The sequence below is a fragment of the Jonesia denitrificans DSM 20603 genome (assembly GCF_000024065.1).
In the GTDB taxonomy this organism is placed as follows: domain Bacteria; phylum Actinomycetota; class Actinomycetes; order Actinomycetales; family Cellulomonadaceae; genus Jonesia; species Jonesia denitrificans.
Genome location: NC_013174.1, coordinates 2230707 through 2248164, shown reverse-complemented (window position 1 = coordinate 2248164; position 17458 = coordinate 2230707). Strand labels below are relative to the sequence as shown.

Here is a 17458-nt window from a genome sequence, read left to right as displayed (position 1 = left end):
TCGTTAAGGGGTGACGAATCACGATGCCCCCGAACCAGTCCCCGCTACTCGCCGCCCTGCGGATTACCTCACTGAGCAGGAACGAGCGGTCCTCGACCTCGAATCGCGCACGTGGACCCGGACCGCATCGAAAGAACGCGCTATCGCCGAAGAGCTGGGCCTGTCTGTGACCAGCTACTACCAACTCCTTGCCTATGTGGTCACTAAGCCCTGCGCCGCACACCACGCGCCAGCAGTCGTTCGACGAATCCGAACAATGACCGAGAAAAACGGCCGTACCGCAGCACGGTTCCTGCCGTCCTAACCCGCCGCACCGCCTAGTCCACAGCGCTGCGCTCATCGAAACACGCCGCACGTGACGCGCATCGTCAAGCACCGAAGAAACCGCACAATGACGCGGATCTCCCGGGGAGGTGGTCCGAGAAGGGGAGAGGAGGACCTTGTCATCTCAGATGGAGCCGGTAGTCTTGGGCCGTGAGCAAGAGAGCACCGAACTACCCGCGGGATGAGTTCGATCTCGCCCCAGGCGACATCCCTCACCCCGGAGTCCACCGCACTCCACGTACTGCGTGGCAACGGTTATGGCCCTATGTCATGACCGCCGTTTTGTGTGCCATGTTGGGTGCGGGTGCCATCTGGTTCCTGACACAAAACCCTGATTCTAAAGTCTCTGAAGCCATCACCGACGTCGCTGGGGAACAGACTCCAGCAGACACACAGGACACCGCTACTGACGGTGAGGGGGACGGTGCAGAAGGCGACGGGCAGACGGAAGACAACGAAGAACCGGCCGACAACACCACCGATGACGGGGGCGACACTGGTGAAGGAACGGACTCAGAAGAGCCGGAAGAAACACCAGCAGCGACAGTAGATCGGACAGCGTCGGTTCGAGTTCTTAACGCCGGGTCGGTTGCTGGGCAAGCAGGGCAGTTCGCCGACAAACTCACGGCAGACGGTTTTACCGCCGTTGAAGCTGCCAACTTTGAGGGTGAACCCCCCACTTCGTCGCTGATTTACTACCTTGGTGCTGACAACCGCGGAACGGCTGAACGGGTGGGAGAGGTCCTCGGGATCACGCAACTTGTTGAAGTAGAGTCCCTCCGGGCGAATATCTCGGTTGTCATTAGGTAACGGGCGTCGCCCATGAGTGACGCAGTGGACGTGGTTGTTGTGGGCAGCGGCCCCAACGGGCTCGCTGCCGCAGTGACCTGCGCACGGGCGGGGTTGTCCGTTGTGGTGCTGGAAGCCAACGACACAGTTGGTGGCGGGGCCCGCACCGTCGATCTTGGACTGATGTCGGGGATGCGACATGACCTGTGTTCCGCCGTGCACCCAATGGCTGTTGCGTCCCCGTTTTTTGTCGAGTTTGATTTAGCAGCTCGCGGTGTGGTCCTGCATGAACCAGAGGTTCAGTACGCCCAACCACTTGATGCACGTCGCGCTGCCGTTGCCTATCGCAGCCTTGATCGTACTGCTCGCGAGTTGGGCGGTGATGACGGCGCGTGGCGGGCGTTGATGGAGCCTCTTGCCTCCCGCCCAGATGCGGTGATTGCTGCTGCGCTCAGTGATAAACGGTCTCTTCCCGCACACCTGTTGTCCCGTGCGTGGGGGATGGCCTCGTTTGGGGCTGCTGTCGTGGAACAGGGAAGTCCACTGTGGAATGCGCGGTTTCACGGTGATGCTGCTCCTGCGTTATTGACCGGGGTGGCGTCGCACGCGATTTCTCCGCTGCCGTCGTTTGCAGGTGCTGGTACTGCTCTGATGTTGGGGGCGTTGGCACACAGTCATGGGTGGGTGATCCCTCAGGGTGGGTCCCAGGTGATTGTCGATGCGCTTGTTGCTGATCTTGTGGCGCACGGTGGCAGGGTGGTCACTGGGTGCCGGGTGGTGGAGCGTGGCGATCTACCGAGGGCGCGGTCTGTGGTGTTTGATACGACCCCGCATGCGGCGTTGTCGATTGTGGGGGATGCTGTCCCTGCTCGGTTGCGGCGCGCATTGGAACGGTTTCGGTATGGAAATGCTGCAGCGAAGGTTGATTTTGTGGTGAGTGAGCCAATCCCTTGGGGGGACTCGCGGATGCGGGGGGCAGGGACTGTGCATGTGGGGGGTACCCGTGGTGAGATGGTTGCCGCTGAGGCTGCCGTGGATCGGGGTGTGGTTCCAGCTTCGCCGATGGTGTTAGTTTCTGACCCTGCGGTTGCTGATCCGTCCCGTGCGGTGGCGGGCCACCGACCAGTATGGTCGTATGCGCATGTGCCGCGTGATAGTGAGGTTGATCCGACGGACCTGGTGATCGCGCAGATCGAACGTTTTGCGCCGGGGTTCCGGGACACGATTGTTGCATCGCAGGCGATCCCTGCATCACAGATGTCGGCCCATAATGCCAACTATGTGGGTGGAGATATTGCAGCGGGGGCTGCCACGATGTGGCAGATTATTGCTCGCCCTTCCTTGTCGCGGGATCCGTATTCGTTGGGGGTGGCAAGAATGTGGTTATGTTCGTCCTCGACCCCGCCGGGCCCAGGCGTGCACGGGCTGGGCGGATGGTTTGCGGCGCAGCGGGTTCTTGCCCAGGATTTCGGGGTGATGACGCCTCCTTCGCTGGCCCCGTCACGCTGATGATCTGACACACTGTGATGTCAGTTACGCCCCTTGTTTGTGTGATGACCATTATCTTTCTGCCTGCCCGCGTCGATACACCATCGAGAGCAGGAATCGCCTGAGTGTCGCGTTCGTCCGATGCATGGCAGACTCCTAGCAGAAATAGCGGCGGTGCGGCCACCACTAAGAAAGGCCGTCGCCACAGGACATCGGGTGAGGAGGCGTGGTCGGCATGAGTTTTCGAGTGGGCAACGCGTTCTCGGACCCGCGTGTGACGATGCGCCAACCGCAACCGGTTGTTCTCATCCGTGGCACGTTGAATCCAGCCCATGTGTCAGCGTTTTATGCCACGGCTTTTCCGGAGCTAGCGTCGTGGTTGAATCTCAATAGGATCCCGGTTAGTGGCCCTCCAGTGACGTTGTCCCACATCGCATCGTCCACCATGATGGAGGTTGCTGCGGCTTACCCGGTCACGGTGAAGGTTCCCACAACACAACGCATCACCATGGGGACGCTGCCCGGTGGGCCAGTTGCCTCACTCATTGTGCAGGGGAGCCACGAATACTTAGCTGATGGCTATGACCATTTGCGTGCGTGGTTAGGTGAAAACGGCTATGGTCCGGGTCCTGTGTCCTGGGCCAGTTACATTCGGCTGCCAGATGAACACGGCGATCAGCGTGCGTGTGTCACAGAACTCTCCTGGCCGATCGCCTAACCCGATCTTGCACTCTCCATGCGAGAGTGCCAAGATGGAATTGGCACTCTCGCATGGAGAGTGATAAAACGTCGGCTGACCGATGAGATTCGCACTGACTCAGTGACGTGAACTGTGAGGTTGTGAATCGTCCGTCGCGGGCATCGCCAGCCATCCACACAGCCACCAGCGGAGGAATAATCCACCATGGCAAAGCTCATTGCATTCAATGAGGAAGCCCGGCGCGGTATGGAGCGCGGGCTCAACATCCTCGCCGACACCGTCAAGGTCACCCTCGGTCCCAAGGGCCGTAACGTTGTGCTCGACAAGAAGTGGGGCGCCCCAACGATCACTAACGATGGTGTGTCCATCGCTAAGGAGATCGAACTCGAAGAGCCTTACGAGAAAATTGGTGCAGAACTCGTCAAAGAGGTCGCCAAGAAGACTGATGACGTCGCCGGTGACGGAACAACCACCGCGACTGTCCTCGCTCAGGCGCTTGTGCGTGAAGGGCTGCGCAACGTCGCTGCCGGTTCGAACCCCATTGCTTTGAAGCGTGGAATCGAAAAGGCTGTTAACGCAGTCACTGAGGAACTCCTCACTGCCGCGAAAGACATCGAAACCAAAGAAGAGATCGCTGCAACAGCTGCTATCTCTGCTGGTGACCCAGCAATTGGTGAACTGATCGCTGAAGCCCTCGACAAGGTTGGTAAAGAAGGCGTCATCACCGTTGAAGAGTCCAACACTTTTGGTCTCGAACTGGAACTGACCGAAGGTATGCGGTTTGACAAGGGATTCCTTGCCCGCTACTTCGAGACAGACCCAGAGCGTCAGGAAGCAGTCCTCGAAGACCCATACATCCTTCTCGTTGAATCCAAGATCTCCAACGTTAAGGACCTGCTGCCACTTCTTGACCAGATCATGAAGCAAGGCCGTTCCTTGCTCATCATCGCTGAAGACGTCGAAGGTGAAGCACTTGCCACCCTCGTGTTGAACAAGATCCGTGGCACCTTCAAGTCCGTTGCTGTCAAGGCACCTGGCTTCGGTGACCGCCGCAAGGCGATCTTGCAGGACATCGCGATTCTTACCGGTGGACAGGTCATCTCCGAAACTGTGGGCCTCAAGCTCGAAACTGCGACCTTGGACCTTCTTGGTCAGGCACGCAAGGTTGTTGTCACCAAGGACGAGACCACCATCGTTGAAGGTTCAGGCGACCAAGACCAGATCGCTGGTCGCGTCAAGCAGATCCGCGCGGAAATCGACAAGTCTGACTCCGACTACGACCGTGAAAAGCTTCAGGAGCGTCTCGCGAAGCTCGCCGGTGGTGTCGCTGTCATCAAGGCTGGCGCCGCAACTGAGGTTGAGTTGAAGGAACGTAAGCACCGCATCGAAGATGCTGTGCGTAACGCAAAGGCCGCTGTCGAAGAAGGCATTGTTGCCGGTGGTGGTGTTGCACTGATCCAGGCTGGTAAAGCCGCATTCGACAAGGACGCACTGTCCTCGCTCGAAGGGGACGAAGCAACCGGTGCAGCAATTGTGCGCTCCGCAATCGACGCCCCACTGAAGCAGATCGCGATCAACGCTGGTCTTGAGGGTGGAGTTGTTGCTGAGAAGGTCCGCAACCTTCCTGCCGGCCAGGGACTTAACGCCGCAACTGGCGTATACGAGGACCTGCTCGCTGCTGGTGTCAACGACCCAGTGAAGGTCACCCGGTCCGCGCTGCAGAACGCTGCATCGATCGCTGCACTGTTCCTCACCACTGAGGCAGTCGTTGCAGACAAGCCTGAGAAGGCTCCTGCAATGCCAGAAGGTGCTGGCATGGGCGACATGGGCTTCTAATCCCATGATGCGTAGCGCTCACTGGTAGCGCCACGAAGCGTCACAAAGGGTGGCTCCCACACGTGTGGGGGCCACCCTTTGTATGTGAAGGACACATGCACGTGACACTAGCGCCGAAAGGCGCTGCGAATGTTGTGTTCTGCTTCGAGGTAGACATCCGCAGTGCGTCCTAGTGCATGCCCCAACGACTCGAGCGACACCTCAACTTGTGCTTGGGTGCTGTGCCATTGTGCTGATGCTGCTTGAAACTCGGCGGACGCTTCACCACGCCAGGAGTTTTGCAGCTCTTGGAGGTGACGCATCAGTGTGTGGACGTCGGCGCGGATTGAGGAAATGGATCGGGACACATTTGATGCCGCGTGGGTGACAGCGGCGGTATCGACCGCAAAAGATGACATGGCAACCTCCAAGGTGGGATTCGACACGCAGTTTTGGCTGCGTGTCATGACACCTGGAAGGGTAGAACACAGTGGACGCCAGTGAAGCGAGTGCACGATCCACCACCGGTCATGTTGTGGAGATCAGTGGTGTCAGGCGCTGTGGGCGACTGGTTCGTCTGCCTGAGAGAGTTTCTTGAGTTCTTTGGTCAGGCGAGCTTGTTCTGCGATGAGGTTTTGGCGGGCAGCTTCTTCCCATCCTTGCGCCCCAGCTGTGGAGAAAAGGTTTTCCCGCTCCAACAGCCGGGTGACAATACGTAGTCGGGCCCGCACGAAATCGATAACAGGGATGTGGGAGTATTCCTCACGGATCGCTGCAAGGTAGTGCTTGTAGTGTTGCGGGTCTGACTTAAGGACTGCGAGGTCGGCGTCGCACAACACAGCCCCGTCAGTGCTTGAACCGCTTCCTTTGTGTCGCACGAGGTTCGTGACGAGACGCGACACTTTTTCGGCGTTGTCCTCTGGTACTCCTAAAGACGCGAGTTGTGTGCGTGCGAGTACACCGGAGGCGACTTCGTCTTCGCCAGCTTCGTTCGCGTAAGCCCTGTGCGCTTCTGCAGAAAACACTGCACCGTGGTACCAGGCGGCAAGTCGAACAAGATCGGGGTCTTGAGCTTCTGCAGCGAGTTCGTCAACGTGTGTGAGGACGTCGACGAGGTGTTTGACACCGTGGTAGCAGCGATCCTCGCCGTTCCATCGGTCGATCAGATCACGACACACCGCGATCAGTTCTGCGTCATTGGCGGTCGCGCCGGCAGCTTGACAGCTGCGCAACCACGAGGAAAGGAGCCACTGAGGTATCTCAGTAGTCTCGGTGAACATGTGGACCCTCTGCTCTGGTGAGACACACTGGTTCTGGCAGTGACGGGGGTGTCACTCCAGAAGGTAGAACCGGTGGGGCGTGCGCTGGGGCGCGGCGTCCGGTGCCACCTCATCGCCCATAGTAGCCCTCTTAGGTGCCGAACGGCAGTGAGTTTCTGCGCTCGTGGATCACAGTTCTGTGTCAGTTGTTCCGGTGTTGCTGGTGTTGCTGGTTGGCGCGGCCTTGAGGTCCAGGGTGATGGTCAGGCCCCCGCCGGGGGGGTCGCTCACGTGGGTGCGCCCGTTGTGGGCATGGACGATGGCACTGACAATAGCCAGGCCAAGTCCAGATCCGCCCAGGTCGCGGGTGCGGGAGGTATCAATACGGTAGAAGCGTTCAAAGATCTTTTCCCGGTGCTCGTCTGCTACTCCTGGGCCGTGGTCTCGGAACTCGATGCGGACGTGGTCGGGTTGGGTGGGGTGGGGGCCTAACGCGATTTCTACGGGGCTTCCTGCGGGGGTGTAACGAATGGCGTTGCCCACAAGGTTCGCGAACACTTGGCGGAGTTTGGCGTCGTCACCAATGACGTGTAGTGGTGGCGGGCTCCCTGCTCGCCCGTCAAGTCGCGTGAGGGTGACTGTGCGGCTGGGGTCTAGTGCCCGTAAGTCTGCGAGCGCGTCAAGACTAAGAACGGTCACGTCAACGTCGTCGTGGTGGAGTGGGCGTCCTTCGTCGAGGCGGGCGAGGGCAAGGAGATCGTCGACGAGGGATCCCATGCGGGTTGCGGAGTCTTCGATGCGACGCATGGTGTCGTTGAGGGCGTCGGTGTCGGTGAGTGCGCCCATGCGGTAGAGCTCACCGTAGCCGCGGATTGTGGCTAGTGGGGTGCGCAGTTCGTGGGATGCATCTGACACGAAGCGCCGCATTTTCGCTTCCGACGCTTCTTGGGCGGCGAAGGCTCGTTCGATGGTGGCGAGCATGGTGTTGAGGGAGCGGGCGAGGGAACCAACTTCAGTGCTTGCGGGAGACTGCGGGATACGCCGGGAGAGGTCACCTTGGGCGATGGCTGCGGCGGTTCGTTCGATTCCAGCCAGTGGTTTCAGGGAGCGGGACACGGCGAGCGATCCGATGGCCCCGCCGATTGCGATGATTGACAGACCGGTGAGCATGAGGATGCGTTGCACATGGTCAACGAGTTGTTCAGTTTCTGTGAGAGGGAGTGCTACGTAAATGTCGATGGGTCCGACGTTGGAGTGAAATCGTTGGATGAGGACCCGCCACTGGGCGGAGGTCATGACAGCGTCGGTGGTGAAGGGCTCGTCGTAAGGGATTTGCGTGTGGGGGAAGTCGCGTCGTAGGTAGGTGTTGAGGTCGGGGACGCCGAGGCTATTGGCAGTTTCGGGTTGGACCCAGTAGTTCAGGAGCCCGTTGCTGTTACCGACGGCGAGATAGTAGTCCGAGGGAAGGATGGAGGTTCCTGATTGATCGGTGATGATCTGACTGGCGATGTTGGAGTAGGTCGTGGTGAGGTCGTCGTCGATGGACTGGATGAGGTAGTTGCGCACGATGGTGGTGGTGAGCAAGGTCGCTGACATCAGGCCTGCGGTGAGGATGAGCATGACAAGTGCGGTGAGCCGTGCATTGAGGGATCGTCGTTCAAACCAGGCACGCACTGGGTGGAGACGTCTCGCACCGGTGGGTGCGTTGTCTTCAGGGGTTGGGGGCGGAGGTGGTGGGGTGGGGGTGGTCATTGTGTGCCGCCCAGTTACCGGGGTTTGCGCAGCATGTAGCCAACTCCACGTTTGGTGTGGATGAGAGGCTGGACGGGGGAGCCGTCTGGTTGGGTGACGGCATCAATTTTGCGGCGCAGGTAAGAAATGTAGGACTCGACGATGTTCGCGTCGCCACCCCAGTCGTAGTCCCACACGTGGTCGAGGATTTGCTGTTTTGACAGAACGCGCCCTGAGTTCAACATCAGGTAGCGCAGGAGCTTAAATTCGGTAGGAGAGAGGTCAACCACAACCCCCGCCCTGCGGACTTCATGTGAGTCTTCGTCCATGTCAAGGTCTGCGTAGGACAAGACAGCGTCGTTGTCGTCGATTTGGTGGTTGGTGCGTCGAAGGATCGCACGGATGCGGGCAACAACTTCTTCGAGGCTGAAGGGTTTTGTCACGTAGTCGTCGCCGCCGACGGTTAAGCCCATCACTTTGTCTTGGGTGTCATCTTTGGCGGTGAGGAAGAGCACGGGACTGTGTATGTCTTTGCTCCGAAGGCGCCGAGTGACTTCGAAACCATCGAGGTCGGGCAGCATCACGTCAAGGACGACGAGGTCAGGGGTTGTGTCGGTGATGAGTTGGATGGCTGATAATCCGTCGGCTGCGGCGAACACTTCAAACCCCGCGAACCGCAAAGAGGTTGCGAGTAGCTCTCGGATGTTCGGTTCGTCATCAACAACGACCAGGCGCGCTTCACTCATGTCTCTAGCATGCACCCTGTGGCTGTGGATCGCCTGGGAGGGTTCTGATAAGACACCGATGGGCGGGTTGCTCTGTCAAGCATCCCGCCCAGTGAAGGCAATACGGTGGTGTTAGATGAAACGTTCTGGGTTGAACTCGCTGATTGGGATGATCCGAACTCGTGGAAGCGGGGTGTTGAACGCACCCACTGCGTCTTCCAGGTCGTAGAACGTCAACCCTTTGTCCTCAAGTTGCGCCATCTGCGCATTGACAAACTCGCGGAAGCACAGCAAACCCACCTTGCGGGTGCCGTCAAGTAGGGCCTCAATTTGGGGGATGAAATCACCGTCATGACTGGCCAGAAGAACATCAGCGTCACGGTCACGAATCGCATCGAGAGTCCGCTGAATACCCATGTCCACAACTTTTTCGTGGTTCTCACCAGACAACGGGATCGGCCGGTAATCCATGGCAAGCAGTGCCTGAACAAAAGGCATCGGCATTTGCCCAGAAGAGGCGTTCAGGAAAAATAGTTTTGTGACAGATTGCCCCCACAATTCGCGGGCAAATTCAGAGATACGGTCCCACCGGGGACGTTCATCAGGATTTGGGCGGTGCCCCAGCACGTTCATGCCGAGAGTCGCGTCAATATTCTCCCCATCAACAAGGAGGTAGGTTGGCCGCTCACCGTGAATATATGTACTTGACATACTGCGAGTCTACGGCGAACACCCCCACTTGTGGGGGTGCCTCGCCTGAACCACACCAGAAGCTTCGCAACCTGCGGCACCTGACAAGGGACGTTACGTGTCCGACGCGGACTCCTGCGAGTCAATGTCCGCATCAACAATCGTGTACGCATACCCCTGTTCCGCCAAGAACCGCTGCCGATGCGCTGCAAAATCTTGGTCCACCGTGTCCCGGGCCACAATCGTGTAGAAATGGGCGCGTCGTCCATCAGCTTTCGGGCGCATAATGCGCCCCAACCGCTGAGCTTCTTCCTGCCGGGAACCAAACGACCCCGACACCTGTACGGCAATCGTCGCCTCAGGCAGATCCAAGGAAAAGTTCGCCACCTTCGACACGACAAGAGTGGTCAACTCCCCAGCACGAAACGCATCGAAAAGCCGCTGTCGTTCCTTGACCGGTGTTTTCCCTGTGATGAGCGGTGCGTCAAGCCGCTGAGCAATATCCTCTAACTGGTCCAAATATTGCCCGATGACAAGAGTGGGTTCCCCCGCATGCTGAGCCACAATGTGCTCCACAATGTGTGTTTTTGCCGGGGCGCTCGCAGCAAACCGATACTTGTCATCCGGTTCAGCAGTGGCGTACGTCAGCCGTTCCGCGTTGGACAACGTGAATCTGATCTCTGTGCAATCAGCCGGGGCGATATACCCTTGCGCTTCAATGTCTTTCCACGGTGCGTCATACCGTTTGGGGCCAATGAGGGAGAACACTTCGTCTTCCCGACCGTCCTCGCGCACCAGGGTAGCGGTCAGACCAAGGCGCCTACGCGCTTGGAGGTCCGCAGTCATCCGGAACACAGGTGCCGGCAATAGGTGGACCTCGTCGTAAATGATCAGACCCCAGTCGCGAGCCCCAAACAGATCCAGGTGAGTGTAAGCACCCTTGCGTCGCGAAGTCAGGACTTGATAAGTCGCAATCGTGACTGGGCGAATCTCTTTTGTTGTTCCCGAATACTCCCCAATTTCGTCCTCAGTGAGGCTCGTACGGGCAAGGAGTTCAGTCCGCCACTGCCGGGCTGAGACAGTATTGGTCACCAAAATGAGTGTTGTTGTGGAAATGTTCGCCATCGCTGCGGCACCCACGAGGGTTTTCCCCGCCCCGCACGGCAACACCACAACCCCCGAACCACCAGAGGTAAACGCATCAGTCGCATGCTGCTGGTACGGGCGTAAATCCCATGACGTGTGGGTACGCGGATCATCACGGGTCAACGTGATGGGGTGTGCTTCACCGTTCACGTAGCCGGCCTGATCATCAGCAGGCCATCCCAGTTTGATCAGTGCCTGCTTCACATTTCCCCGGTCTGAAGGGTGCACAACCACCGTGTCGTCATCCACACGCTGACCCAAGTACTTTTTTGTCCGAGCCGCAGCAGTAATTTCTGCCAACACTGCAGGATCAGTGGACCGAAGAACTAACCCATGGGTGGGATGGTGCATCAAGGTAAGGCGACCGTACCTGGCCATCGTTTCCGCGATGTCCACCAACACGCTGTGAGGGACTGGAAAACGCGAGTAGGTGATGAGGACATTGACAGCCGACTCCGCGTCCATGCCAGCAGCCCGCGCGTTCCACAACCCCAATGGTGTCAGCCGATACGTGTGGATATGCTCAGGCGCCCGCTCCAACTCTGCGAACGGGGCGATCGCGCGGCGAGCGTCATCAGCCAGCGGATGCGCCACATCCAACAAGAGTGACTTATCACTTTGGACAATGAGGGGGCCATCAGTCATGAGGTCTCCTGAACATGAACGATTCGGTGAACCGCGATGATCAGTTCCACATCGCGGGCAGGGTCAAGAACACGAAGCCGACCAGAATCGAGGGTCAACGGGCGAACAGTGCGGGTTGTGATCTGCCCGTGTGAATCAACAAGATCAATGTCCACATTCATTCCGGAGTCGATCGCGTCCCGTAACCGCAACACGTGGTCGCCCACGACCGCAGCACCCTCATGTAGGTGCTTGGTGCCGTCGCGACCGTGCGCGTGAGGCGACCGGCCTCCCCCGGTGTTCCCATCGACCGGGTCCGATGAGGACTCTGAACTCACCCCAGGGCCTTCCTGGTCCTCTGGGCGAGGCGAATCCCCGTACCCGTGAGATAGTGACGCGTCTTCCGCCGCCCGAACAGCACGCGCAAGCTGAGTATGCTGCTCCACTTGGCCGTCGGTGATCTCCGTAACTGGTGCCCACGCCACCGCAGCAACCGGTTCGGACCCCACCCCGTGCAACCCCTCGGGAGCCTCTCCACGGCGAGCAACAGCACGCACCGGAATGAACCCGCGAACAGGCACATCGTCCGCCACCACAATCGCGCCAGCATGGTCCTCGACCACCACGGAAAACCCGGCATCACGCAACGAACCCACCAAGTGAGCAACCGGCAACGCGCTGCCAAGAACTCGGGGCGCCAACTCGAACAACCCTGCTGTGCGTAACGCCGGTGACGCACGCACTGCAGCAACAAGCGCATCGTCAGCTAAACGCACGTAACTGGCCAACCCTCCCACCCGGATACTGCCATGGCGGCGCGCCACATCCCGCACCAGGTAATCCAACGGTTGGGGAATCCCGGTGACGGACACCTGAGTCAACTGGGCGAGTAGTGACTCGCTTGACCAGCCGCGATCAAACGCACGGGCAATGGACTCGGAGGTGAATCGCCCAGTGGTTGCGTTGGCACGTGAGTCAATGTCGGCGCAGGCAGTGAGCAGATCGTCCAAACTTGGGTCCGGTAACCCGGGAACAAGAACAGTGAGGTCACCTTGAATAATGCACTGGGTGACGGGCTGGGGTAACGCGTCCGTCAGGGCTTGCGCAGGCCCGTGTTCAGCAAGACCCGGGAGAAGAACGTGGTCTGTGACCACACCGAGGAAACGGGCTTCATCGAGGATCCCTGTGATGATGTCACTCGGTGCAGTGTGGCGCGGTGTGCACCACGTCAAACAGGCGTCCACGAGGCCACGGGTGGCGCCATTGCCTGCCGCGTCCATGACAGTCAGAAGATGCTGCTTGGTGGTGCTCACCCACGGGTCGTGCCGGGTAGGATCCACGACGCTGGTGACTTTCCCGTCATCGTCGATCATTGTCCACGTGGTGCGCGAACTGGCCAACCACCAGGTCACAAGCTCAGCGAACCGGGTGGGGGTGTCATGTCCAAGCCAGGATTTGGCGGCAAGGGTCGGGCGAATGTCGTGGGGTTCATTGTCATCGCGGCGAAGGAGCCGGGCCGCGTAGCCCACCTCAAGGAGCCGCGCAATGGTGACAGGGGGCTGGGCGAGGGCTTCACTCAGCCGTTTCAGCTCGCGCGCTGCCAGCGCGCCTGAGCGAACCGTTGCGGCAGGGCGGTGCGCCAGCTCAGTGAGGAGATGTTCGAGATGGCGGATGGTGTCAAGTGCGTGGGTGGCACAGGTGAGCGCGGTGTGGGGTGCCGTGACGGCAGGAGTGTGGGGGTGGGGTGTCAGGCTTGACGATGCGTGGGCCGGCCAGGGCGTCAAACCACGGTGGGTGCGGTGATCACGAAGAGCAAATGCGAGGTCGCGGACGAGGACAACAGTTCCTGGTTCGGGGGTGAGGAGCGCCCCACAGGCGACAAGTTCACGTAACGCCGCATGGGTGGGGGTCAGGGTGGTGCGTGTCATCAGATCCCGGGGGACTCGGGCAATAGGCGGCCCCCACGTCAACGTGGTAATCACGGTGAGTGCATCATCCTGGACAGCGGGACTGAGCGCGCTGATGAGATCGTTCTTGGTGGTGGGGCCGCTGTAGCCTTCAGGGGCGGCAGGGCCGAATCCGGCGGGGAAGGGGCCTAGTGCGTCCGCAACTCCTGGTGCGAGGCGGCGCTCACCACGGGCATTGTGTGGGTAGGTGAGGGCGAGTGCATCAAGAGTGTCAAGAAGTGTGCGAAGGGTGAGCGGTCCACGTGGTCCGATGACGTCATGGGAGTCGAGGGCGTGGGCGATGGTGTCGTCGTCGGTCGACACGTGCAGGGATTGGAGAATTGCGACTGCTTCGAGCACGTCAAGGTAGGGGCGTGAGAGCGTGGATAAACACAGACGAATGCTGCCTGGGCTGGTGACACGTGCGGCAAGCGAGGTGAGGGTTCCGGGGGAGGGAGAGGCGACATCCGGGCGGGCATGGAATAGCCGGGCCAGGGCGTCATGATCCATCCCGCGCACCACATCGATAAAACTCACCATCGCATCTACTGTACAGATGTGGTAAACACTCTCCCACTTGTCCACGCCGTGAGCGAACCACGCACAACTCAAGCGACGTGATCCAAGGGACGGGGTATCCTGTAGTTTTGACAGACCAGTGCGGAGACACCCTCCGCCAATCACCACACAGAGGTAGACGTGCCAACCGGTAAGGTCAAGTTCTTCGACGCAGAGCGTGGGTTTGGATTCATCACAGGCGACGATGGTCACCAGGTGTTCCTCCACACCACAGCACTGCCCACTGACGCGCCCGCTCCGAAACCAGGTGCGCGAGTCGAGTACGGTGTTGCCGACGGTCGTAAAGGCCCCCAGGCCTTGTCCGTGCGTTACCTGGATCCACCGCCCTCTGTGGTTCGTGCAACACGGAAACCAGCCGACGAAATGGCTGTCGTTGTTGAAGACGTCATCAAACTTCTTGATGCGGTGGGAAACCAACTCCGTCGTGGACGGTACCCCGACAAAGCATCTGCCACGAAAACCGCGAACGTGCTCCGTGCCATCGCTGACTCTCTTGAGGCTTAATACCACATGACACCTCCTCCTGCTCCCCGTAAACCGCGGGCTCCGCGCCAGGACGCAATCCTTGCCCAATCCGTTGAGCTCGCCCGCGACGCCGCTGTTCACGCGGCAGATCACCCTGATGATGTGGGTGACTTTGCAGGACTTGTTATGGAAGGCGAACGACTCGCCGCGTTACAGTTCGCGGCGACAATGCGCGGATATGTGGGCTGGAACTGGACAGTGGTCCTCGCGCGCGCACCGCGAGCGAGGACCGCGACAGTGTGCGAGGTGACCCTTCTTCCTGGAGAGGGAGCACTGCTACCTCCAGCGTGGTTGCCGTGGGCTGATCGGTTGCAACCTGGTGACATCGGACCAGGAGATGTCCTTCCCTTCGTTGAGGGTGACCCTCGGCTAACGCCGGGGTACACACCTACCGGGAACGAGGACGAAGACCGGGTTGCGATTGAGGAACTTGCTCTTGCCCGGGCTCGTGTGCTGTCTGAAGACGGGCGCGCACAAGCTGCTGAGCGGTGGTATCGCGGGGAACAGGGGCCACGGTCGGCTGGTTCGCTTCAGTCTGCGGCAGGATGCGGCTCGTGTGGTTTCCTCATCCCATTGCAAGGGACCCTGGGGCAGGTATTTGGGGTGTGCGCGAACGAATGGTCACCTGATGACGGTCGTGTTGTTGCGTTAGGTCATGGCTGTGGCGCCCATTCTGAAACCGATGTGCCGCACCGGGTCTCTGAATGGCCGGCGAACGCGCCCCTCATCGATGAGGAGTCCATCGAACAGGTGACAACCTCCTAACCGTCTCCCCCCTCGTCACGTGGGTTCCTCATATTTTGTGCGGCCCTGCCGATATAGGGATGAAGAGCTTGTGCCGTGAGCGAGTATGTGAGGCTGGAATGGAATCCGCGTCATCTCCACAATCTACGGCGTCGATTGGCGGAGCCGGTCGCGTCGTTGTTTCTGTTCCTCGATGGATCGAGGTGAAAGATCAACGGGTCGGGGCTGAAACCGTCGACCCGTCGCGTACTCGGCATTATGTTGTGTCACCGCATCTGTCGACGTACGACGCGCAGCGTCTTGCGCAGTCTTGGCTTCAGCGTGACCGGCTTGAAAAGACGTACCGGTCACTTGATGCGGCGCAAACACCGGTCACCATTGTGACTGCGGCGTTGCTCATCATTATTGTGGTTCAGCAGTTTCCGCTGTGGTTGCTGTTAGTTCCTGCCATGTTATTTGTGGGGCACCAGTTTCTTTACAACGATTGTGCCCAGGACCTTCGTGAACCGTTCGATGTGGCAGCGATCGAGGAAGAGTCCTCGGAGCGGATGTTTCACCGGATCACAGCGCTTGAGTATGCGCAGATCAACCGGGTTGCGGAACGTGATGAGCGGCGTGGGGCAGAAGCCCACCAGGCCATGTGGCGGGCTTATGAACTCGCAGCGTTCTACCAGCGCATCAGCGACGATCTCAAGGAACTGAACGCACAGGGAGCTGACCCTTACGAGGTTCACGTGGTGCAGCGCAAATTGACGGCACTTCATGAGCTTGTCCGCAATGCTCATAAGGCATTGCTGTCCATGATTAATCCCCGGAAACGGCACTTGACCATTGAGCGGGAATCGTTGGCACAGTTGGTGCATGAAATTGACGATGCGCTGAAGATGGGTTTGGACGGGTTGCGGGTGGAACTGCGCCAGTCAGCCCACGAAGCACGTGAGCGTGGTGAGGACATCCTTGATGAGGAGTTGCCTGCGCTACCACAGAACCCGTTGTTGTCTGACGACGATGACGATGTCCCCCGAGTGACTGCCCCTGCGTTCACGACGACCACCGCGACGGCGTCGTTGGCTGACGCACACATGGTTCAGGCAGTGTCACGTTATCAGTCCATGGATGAGGACCCGATGGGGGTGGGTGCTGCGCGCGAGAGTCCTGCTACTGAGAGTACAGAGCGCGCAGGGTAGCCAACGCCCAGGGCAGTGCAGTGAGGTAAGCGTCAGCAACGCTCGCGATGTCGTAACCGGTTGCACGCACTGCGTCGTAATTCCCGATTTCGTGGGCAACAATTGCCCGCAGGGCCTGACCTAAGGGGCCTTCCCCATGGAGCACGGCAGCTGTGACATCAGGTGACACCCGTGTGGTGGACACCAATGTTTCGGCATCAACCCCAGACTCGTAGGCGAGCGCAGAGATAAGACCGGTTGTGTAGCCGGCTTCCGCCCCGGAGAGTTCGCGCACTGCGGCGGCCCGTGTGAGCAGGAACCACAGGCCATCCATGTCGTGGACACGCGCTGAGATGAGGGATGCCATCACCAGCGGCATAATGCGGGTTGGTCCAAGCAGGACAGCAGCCCGGTGTATGGAATCAACGCGCTGGGTGATCCCGGTGCTTGCGGAGTTCACCATGTGCAAAATGCGGAGCATAATTTCGGGGTCAGTCGACAAAATATCGGCAACTTGGTTGAGGTCTGGGTCGTCTTCACCGAGGATACGGATCGCCGAGAGGCACTGCAGCTCGCCGGGAGTCATGGGTTTTGTGGAGTCTGGGCCCTTCGCCCGGTACACCGTCCCAATAGCGAACTGGGCTCCCGATTTCCACGCCGACTTCAGGCGTGTGCGGTCATACGCGTATGAGGCGATGACAGAGACGTTCGCGTTGCGAGCTCGTTCGGTGAGTTCTTCAGCGTCGTCGCGGGAAAAATCGATAATGACGTAGTGCGCGAAGGGGAGCAGAGCGAGTTGTCCTGGTGTGCCGGTGAAGTCCGCCAGGAGACACCCCAGGTGGAGTTCCCGCATGAGCATGGCCCGGTCGGATGCATCAGGGCGACCAGCATGCCACGGGCTAATAATGAGCCCGGCAAGGTTGGGAACCTCAGTGAACTCCGCCGGGTCTGTGAACATCTTTTCCGTGGCCCACACAAACGCTCGGGCACGCGGACCAAGAATGTCCGTCAACGCCAGTGCCTCGTAGGCTCGCTCAAGTCGTGTGTTTGCCTCAGGGGTGCCAATCATCCGTGCCGGGTCTCCCGGAACAGGAAGAAGCACGTAACCTAACACGGCCCCATCCTGTGAAAAAATGCCCAACCGGTTGAGCGAAGCACGGTGCGCCGGGGCAGTCAGAGTCTCATCCATGAATGTCCTCAAAAGATA

The 17458-nt window shown here is 59.5% G+C and carries 16 protein-coding genes; 8 read left to right on the top strand and 8 right to left on the bottom strand.

Annotated elements, in window-relative coordinates:
• Positions 1-10: 10 nt before the first annotated feature.
• The 5 genes from JDEN_RS10350 (at position 11) to groL (ending at position 5137) form a co-directional block, all read left to right on the top strand.
• A complete protein-coding gene (locus JDEN_RS10350; RefSeq protein WP_015772325.1) occupies positions 11-304 on the top strand; it encodes a DUF3263 domain-containing protein in 294 nt (97 codons plus the stop codon).
• A 170-nt stretch (positions 305-474) separates the two neighbouring features.
• Positions 475-1134 carry a LytR C-terminal domain-containing protein gene (locus tag JDEN_RS13140; RefSeq protein WP_049754474.1) on the top strand — a complete coding sequence of 220 codons (660 nt, stop codon included), beginning with the start codon at positions 475-477 and terminating at the stop codon, positions 1132-1134.
• 12 nt (positions 1135-1146) lie between these two features.
• Positions 1147-2622, top strand: coding sequence for a phytoene desaturase family protein (locus tag JDEN_RS10340; RefSeq protein WP_041287910.1), 1476 nt, complete (start codon positions 1147-1149; stop codon positions 2620-2622).
• 214 nt (positions 2623-2836) lie between these two features.
• Entirely contained in the window at positions 2837-3319 is a 483-nt protein-coding gene (locus tag JDEN_RS10335; RefSeq protein ID WP_015772322.1) for a GyrI-like domain-containing protein, read from the top strand.
• A gap of 186 nt (positions 3320-3505) precedes the next feature.
• The gene (groL, locus tag JDEN_RS10330; protein WP_015772321.1) at positions 3506-5137 is read left to right on the top strand and encodes a chaperonin GroEL; all 1632 of its coding nucleotides are present in this window, start codon (positions 3506-3508) and stop codon (positions 5135-5137) included.
• 107 nt (positions 5138-5244) lie between these two features.
• On the opposite strand, the gene JDEN_RS10325 is transcribed toward groL, so the two are convergent.
• The 7 genes from JDEN_RS10325 to JDEN_RS10295 all read right to left on the bottom strand — a co-directional run bounded on the left by JDEN_RS10325 (position 5245) and on the right by JDEN_RS10295 (position 13777).
• The gene (locus JDEN_RS10325; protein ID WP_049754473.1) at positions 5245-5583 is read right to left on the bottom strand and encodes a WXG100 family type VII secretion target; all 339 of its coding nucleotides are present in this window, start codon (positions 5581-5583) and stop codon (positions 5245-5247) included.
• Positions 5584-5667: 84 nt separating this feature from the next.
• Positions 5668-6396, bottom strand: a complete 729-nt coding sequence (locus JDEN_RS10320) for an HD domain-containing protein (protein WP_015772319.1) — start codon at positions 6394-6396, stop codon at positions 5668-5670.
• Positions 6397-6564: 168 nt separating this feature from the next.
• Positions 6565-8127, bottom strand: coding sequence for a sensor histidine kinase (locus JDEN_RS10315; protein ID WP_015772318.1), 1563 nt, complete (start codon positions 8125-8127; stop codon positions 6565-6567).
• A gap of 14 nt (positions 8128-8141) precedes the next feature.
• Complete coding sequence (locus JDEN_RS10310) at positions 8142-8852, bottom strand: response regulator transcription factor (RefSeq protein WP_015772317.1); 711 nt, start codon at positions 8850-8852, stop codon at positions 8142-8144.
• A 111-nt stretch (positions 8853-8963) separates the two neighbouring features.
• On the bottom strand, positions 8964-9542 hold the full coding sequence (locus tag JDEN_RS10305) for an NYN domain-containing protein (RefSeq protein ID WP_015772316.1): 579 nt from the start codon (positions 9540-9542) through the stop codon (positions 8964-8966).
• A 93-nt stretch (positions 9543-9635) separates the two neighbouring features.
• Positions 9636-11312, bottom strand: a complete 1677-nt coding sequence (locus tag JDEN_RS10300; protein ID WP_015772315.1) for a DNA repair helicase XPB — start codon at positions 11310-11312, stop codon at positions 9636-9638.
• Positions 11309-13777: a helicase-associated domain-containing protein gene (locus JDEN_RS10295; protein WP_015772314.1), complete on the bottom strand. Its 2469-nt coding sequence runs from the start codon at positions 13775-13777 to the stop codon at positions 11309-11311. Before JDEN_RS10295 ends, JDEN_RS10300 begins: the two co-directional genes overlap by 4 nt.
• A 159-nt stretch (positions 13778-13936) precedes the next feature.
• Between JDEN_RS10295 and JDEN_RS10290 the strand changes: the two genes are divergently transcribed.
• The 3 genes from JDEN_RS10290 (at position 13937) to JDEN_RS10280 (ending at position 16272) form a co-directional block, all read left to right on the top strand.
• A complete protein-coding gene (locus JDEN_RS10290; RefSeq protein WP_015772313.1) occupies positions 13937-14320 on the top strand; it encodes a cold-shock protein in 384 nt (127 codons plus the stop codon).
• 6 nt (positions 14321-14326) lie between these two features.
• Entirely contained in the window at positions 14327-15106 is a 780-nt protein-coding gene (locus JDEN_RS10285; protein ID WP_015772312.1) for a DUF3027 domain-containing protein, read from the top strand.
• Between the two features lie 98 nt (positions 15107-15204).
• On the top strand, positions 15205-16272 hold the full coding sequence (locus tag JDEN_RS10280; RefSeq protein WP_015772311.1) for a hypothetical protein: 1068 nt from the start codon (positions 15205-15207) through the stop codon (positions 16270-16272).
• On the opposite strand, the gene JDEN_RS10275 is transcribed toward JDEN_RS10280, so the two are convergent.
• The gene (locus JDEN_RS10275) at positions 16244-17440 is read right to left on the bottom strand and encodes an EAL and HDOD domain-containing protein (RefSeq protein ID WP_015772310.1); all 1197 of its coding nucleotides are present in this window, start codon (positions 17438-17440) and stop codon (positions 16244-16246) included. The genes JDEN_RS10280 and JDEN_RS10275 overlap by 29 nt on opposite strands.
• Between the last annotated feature and the right edge of the window lie 18 nt (positions 17441-17458).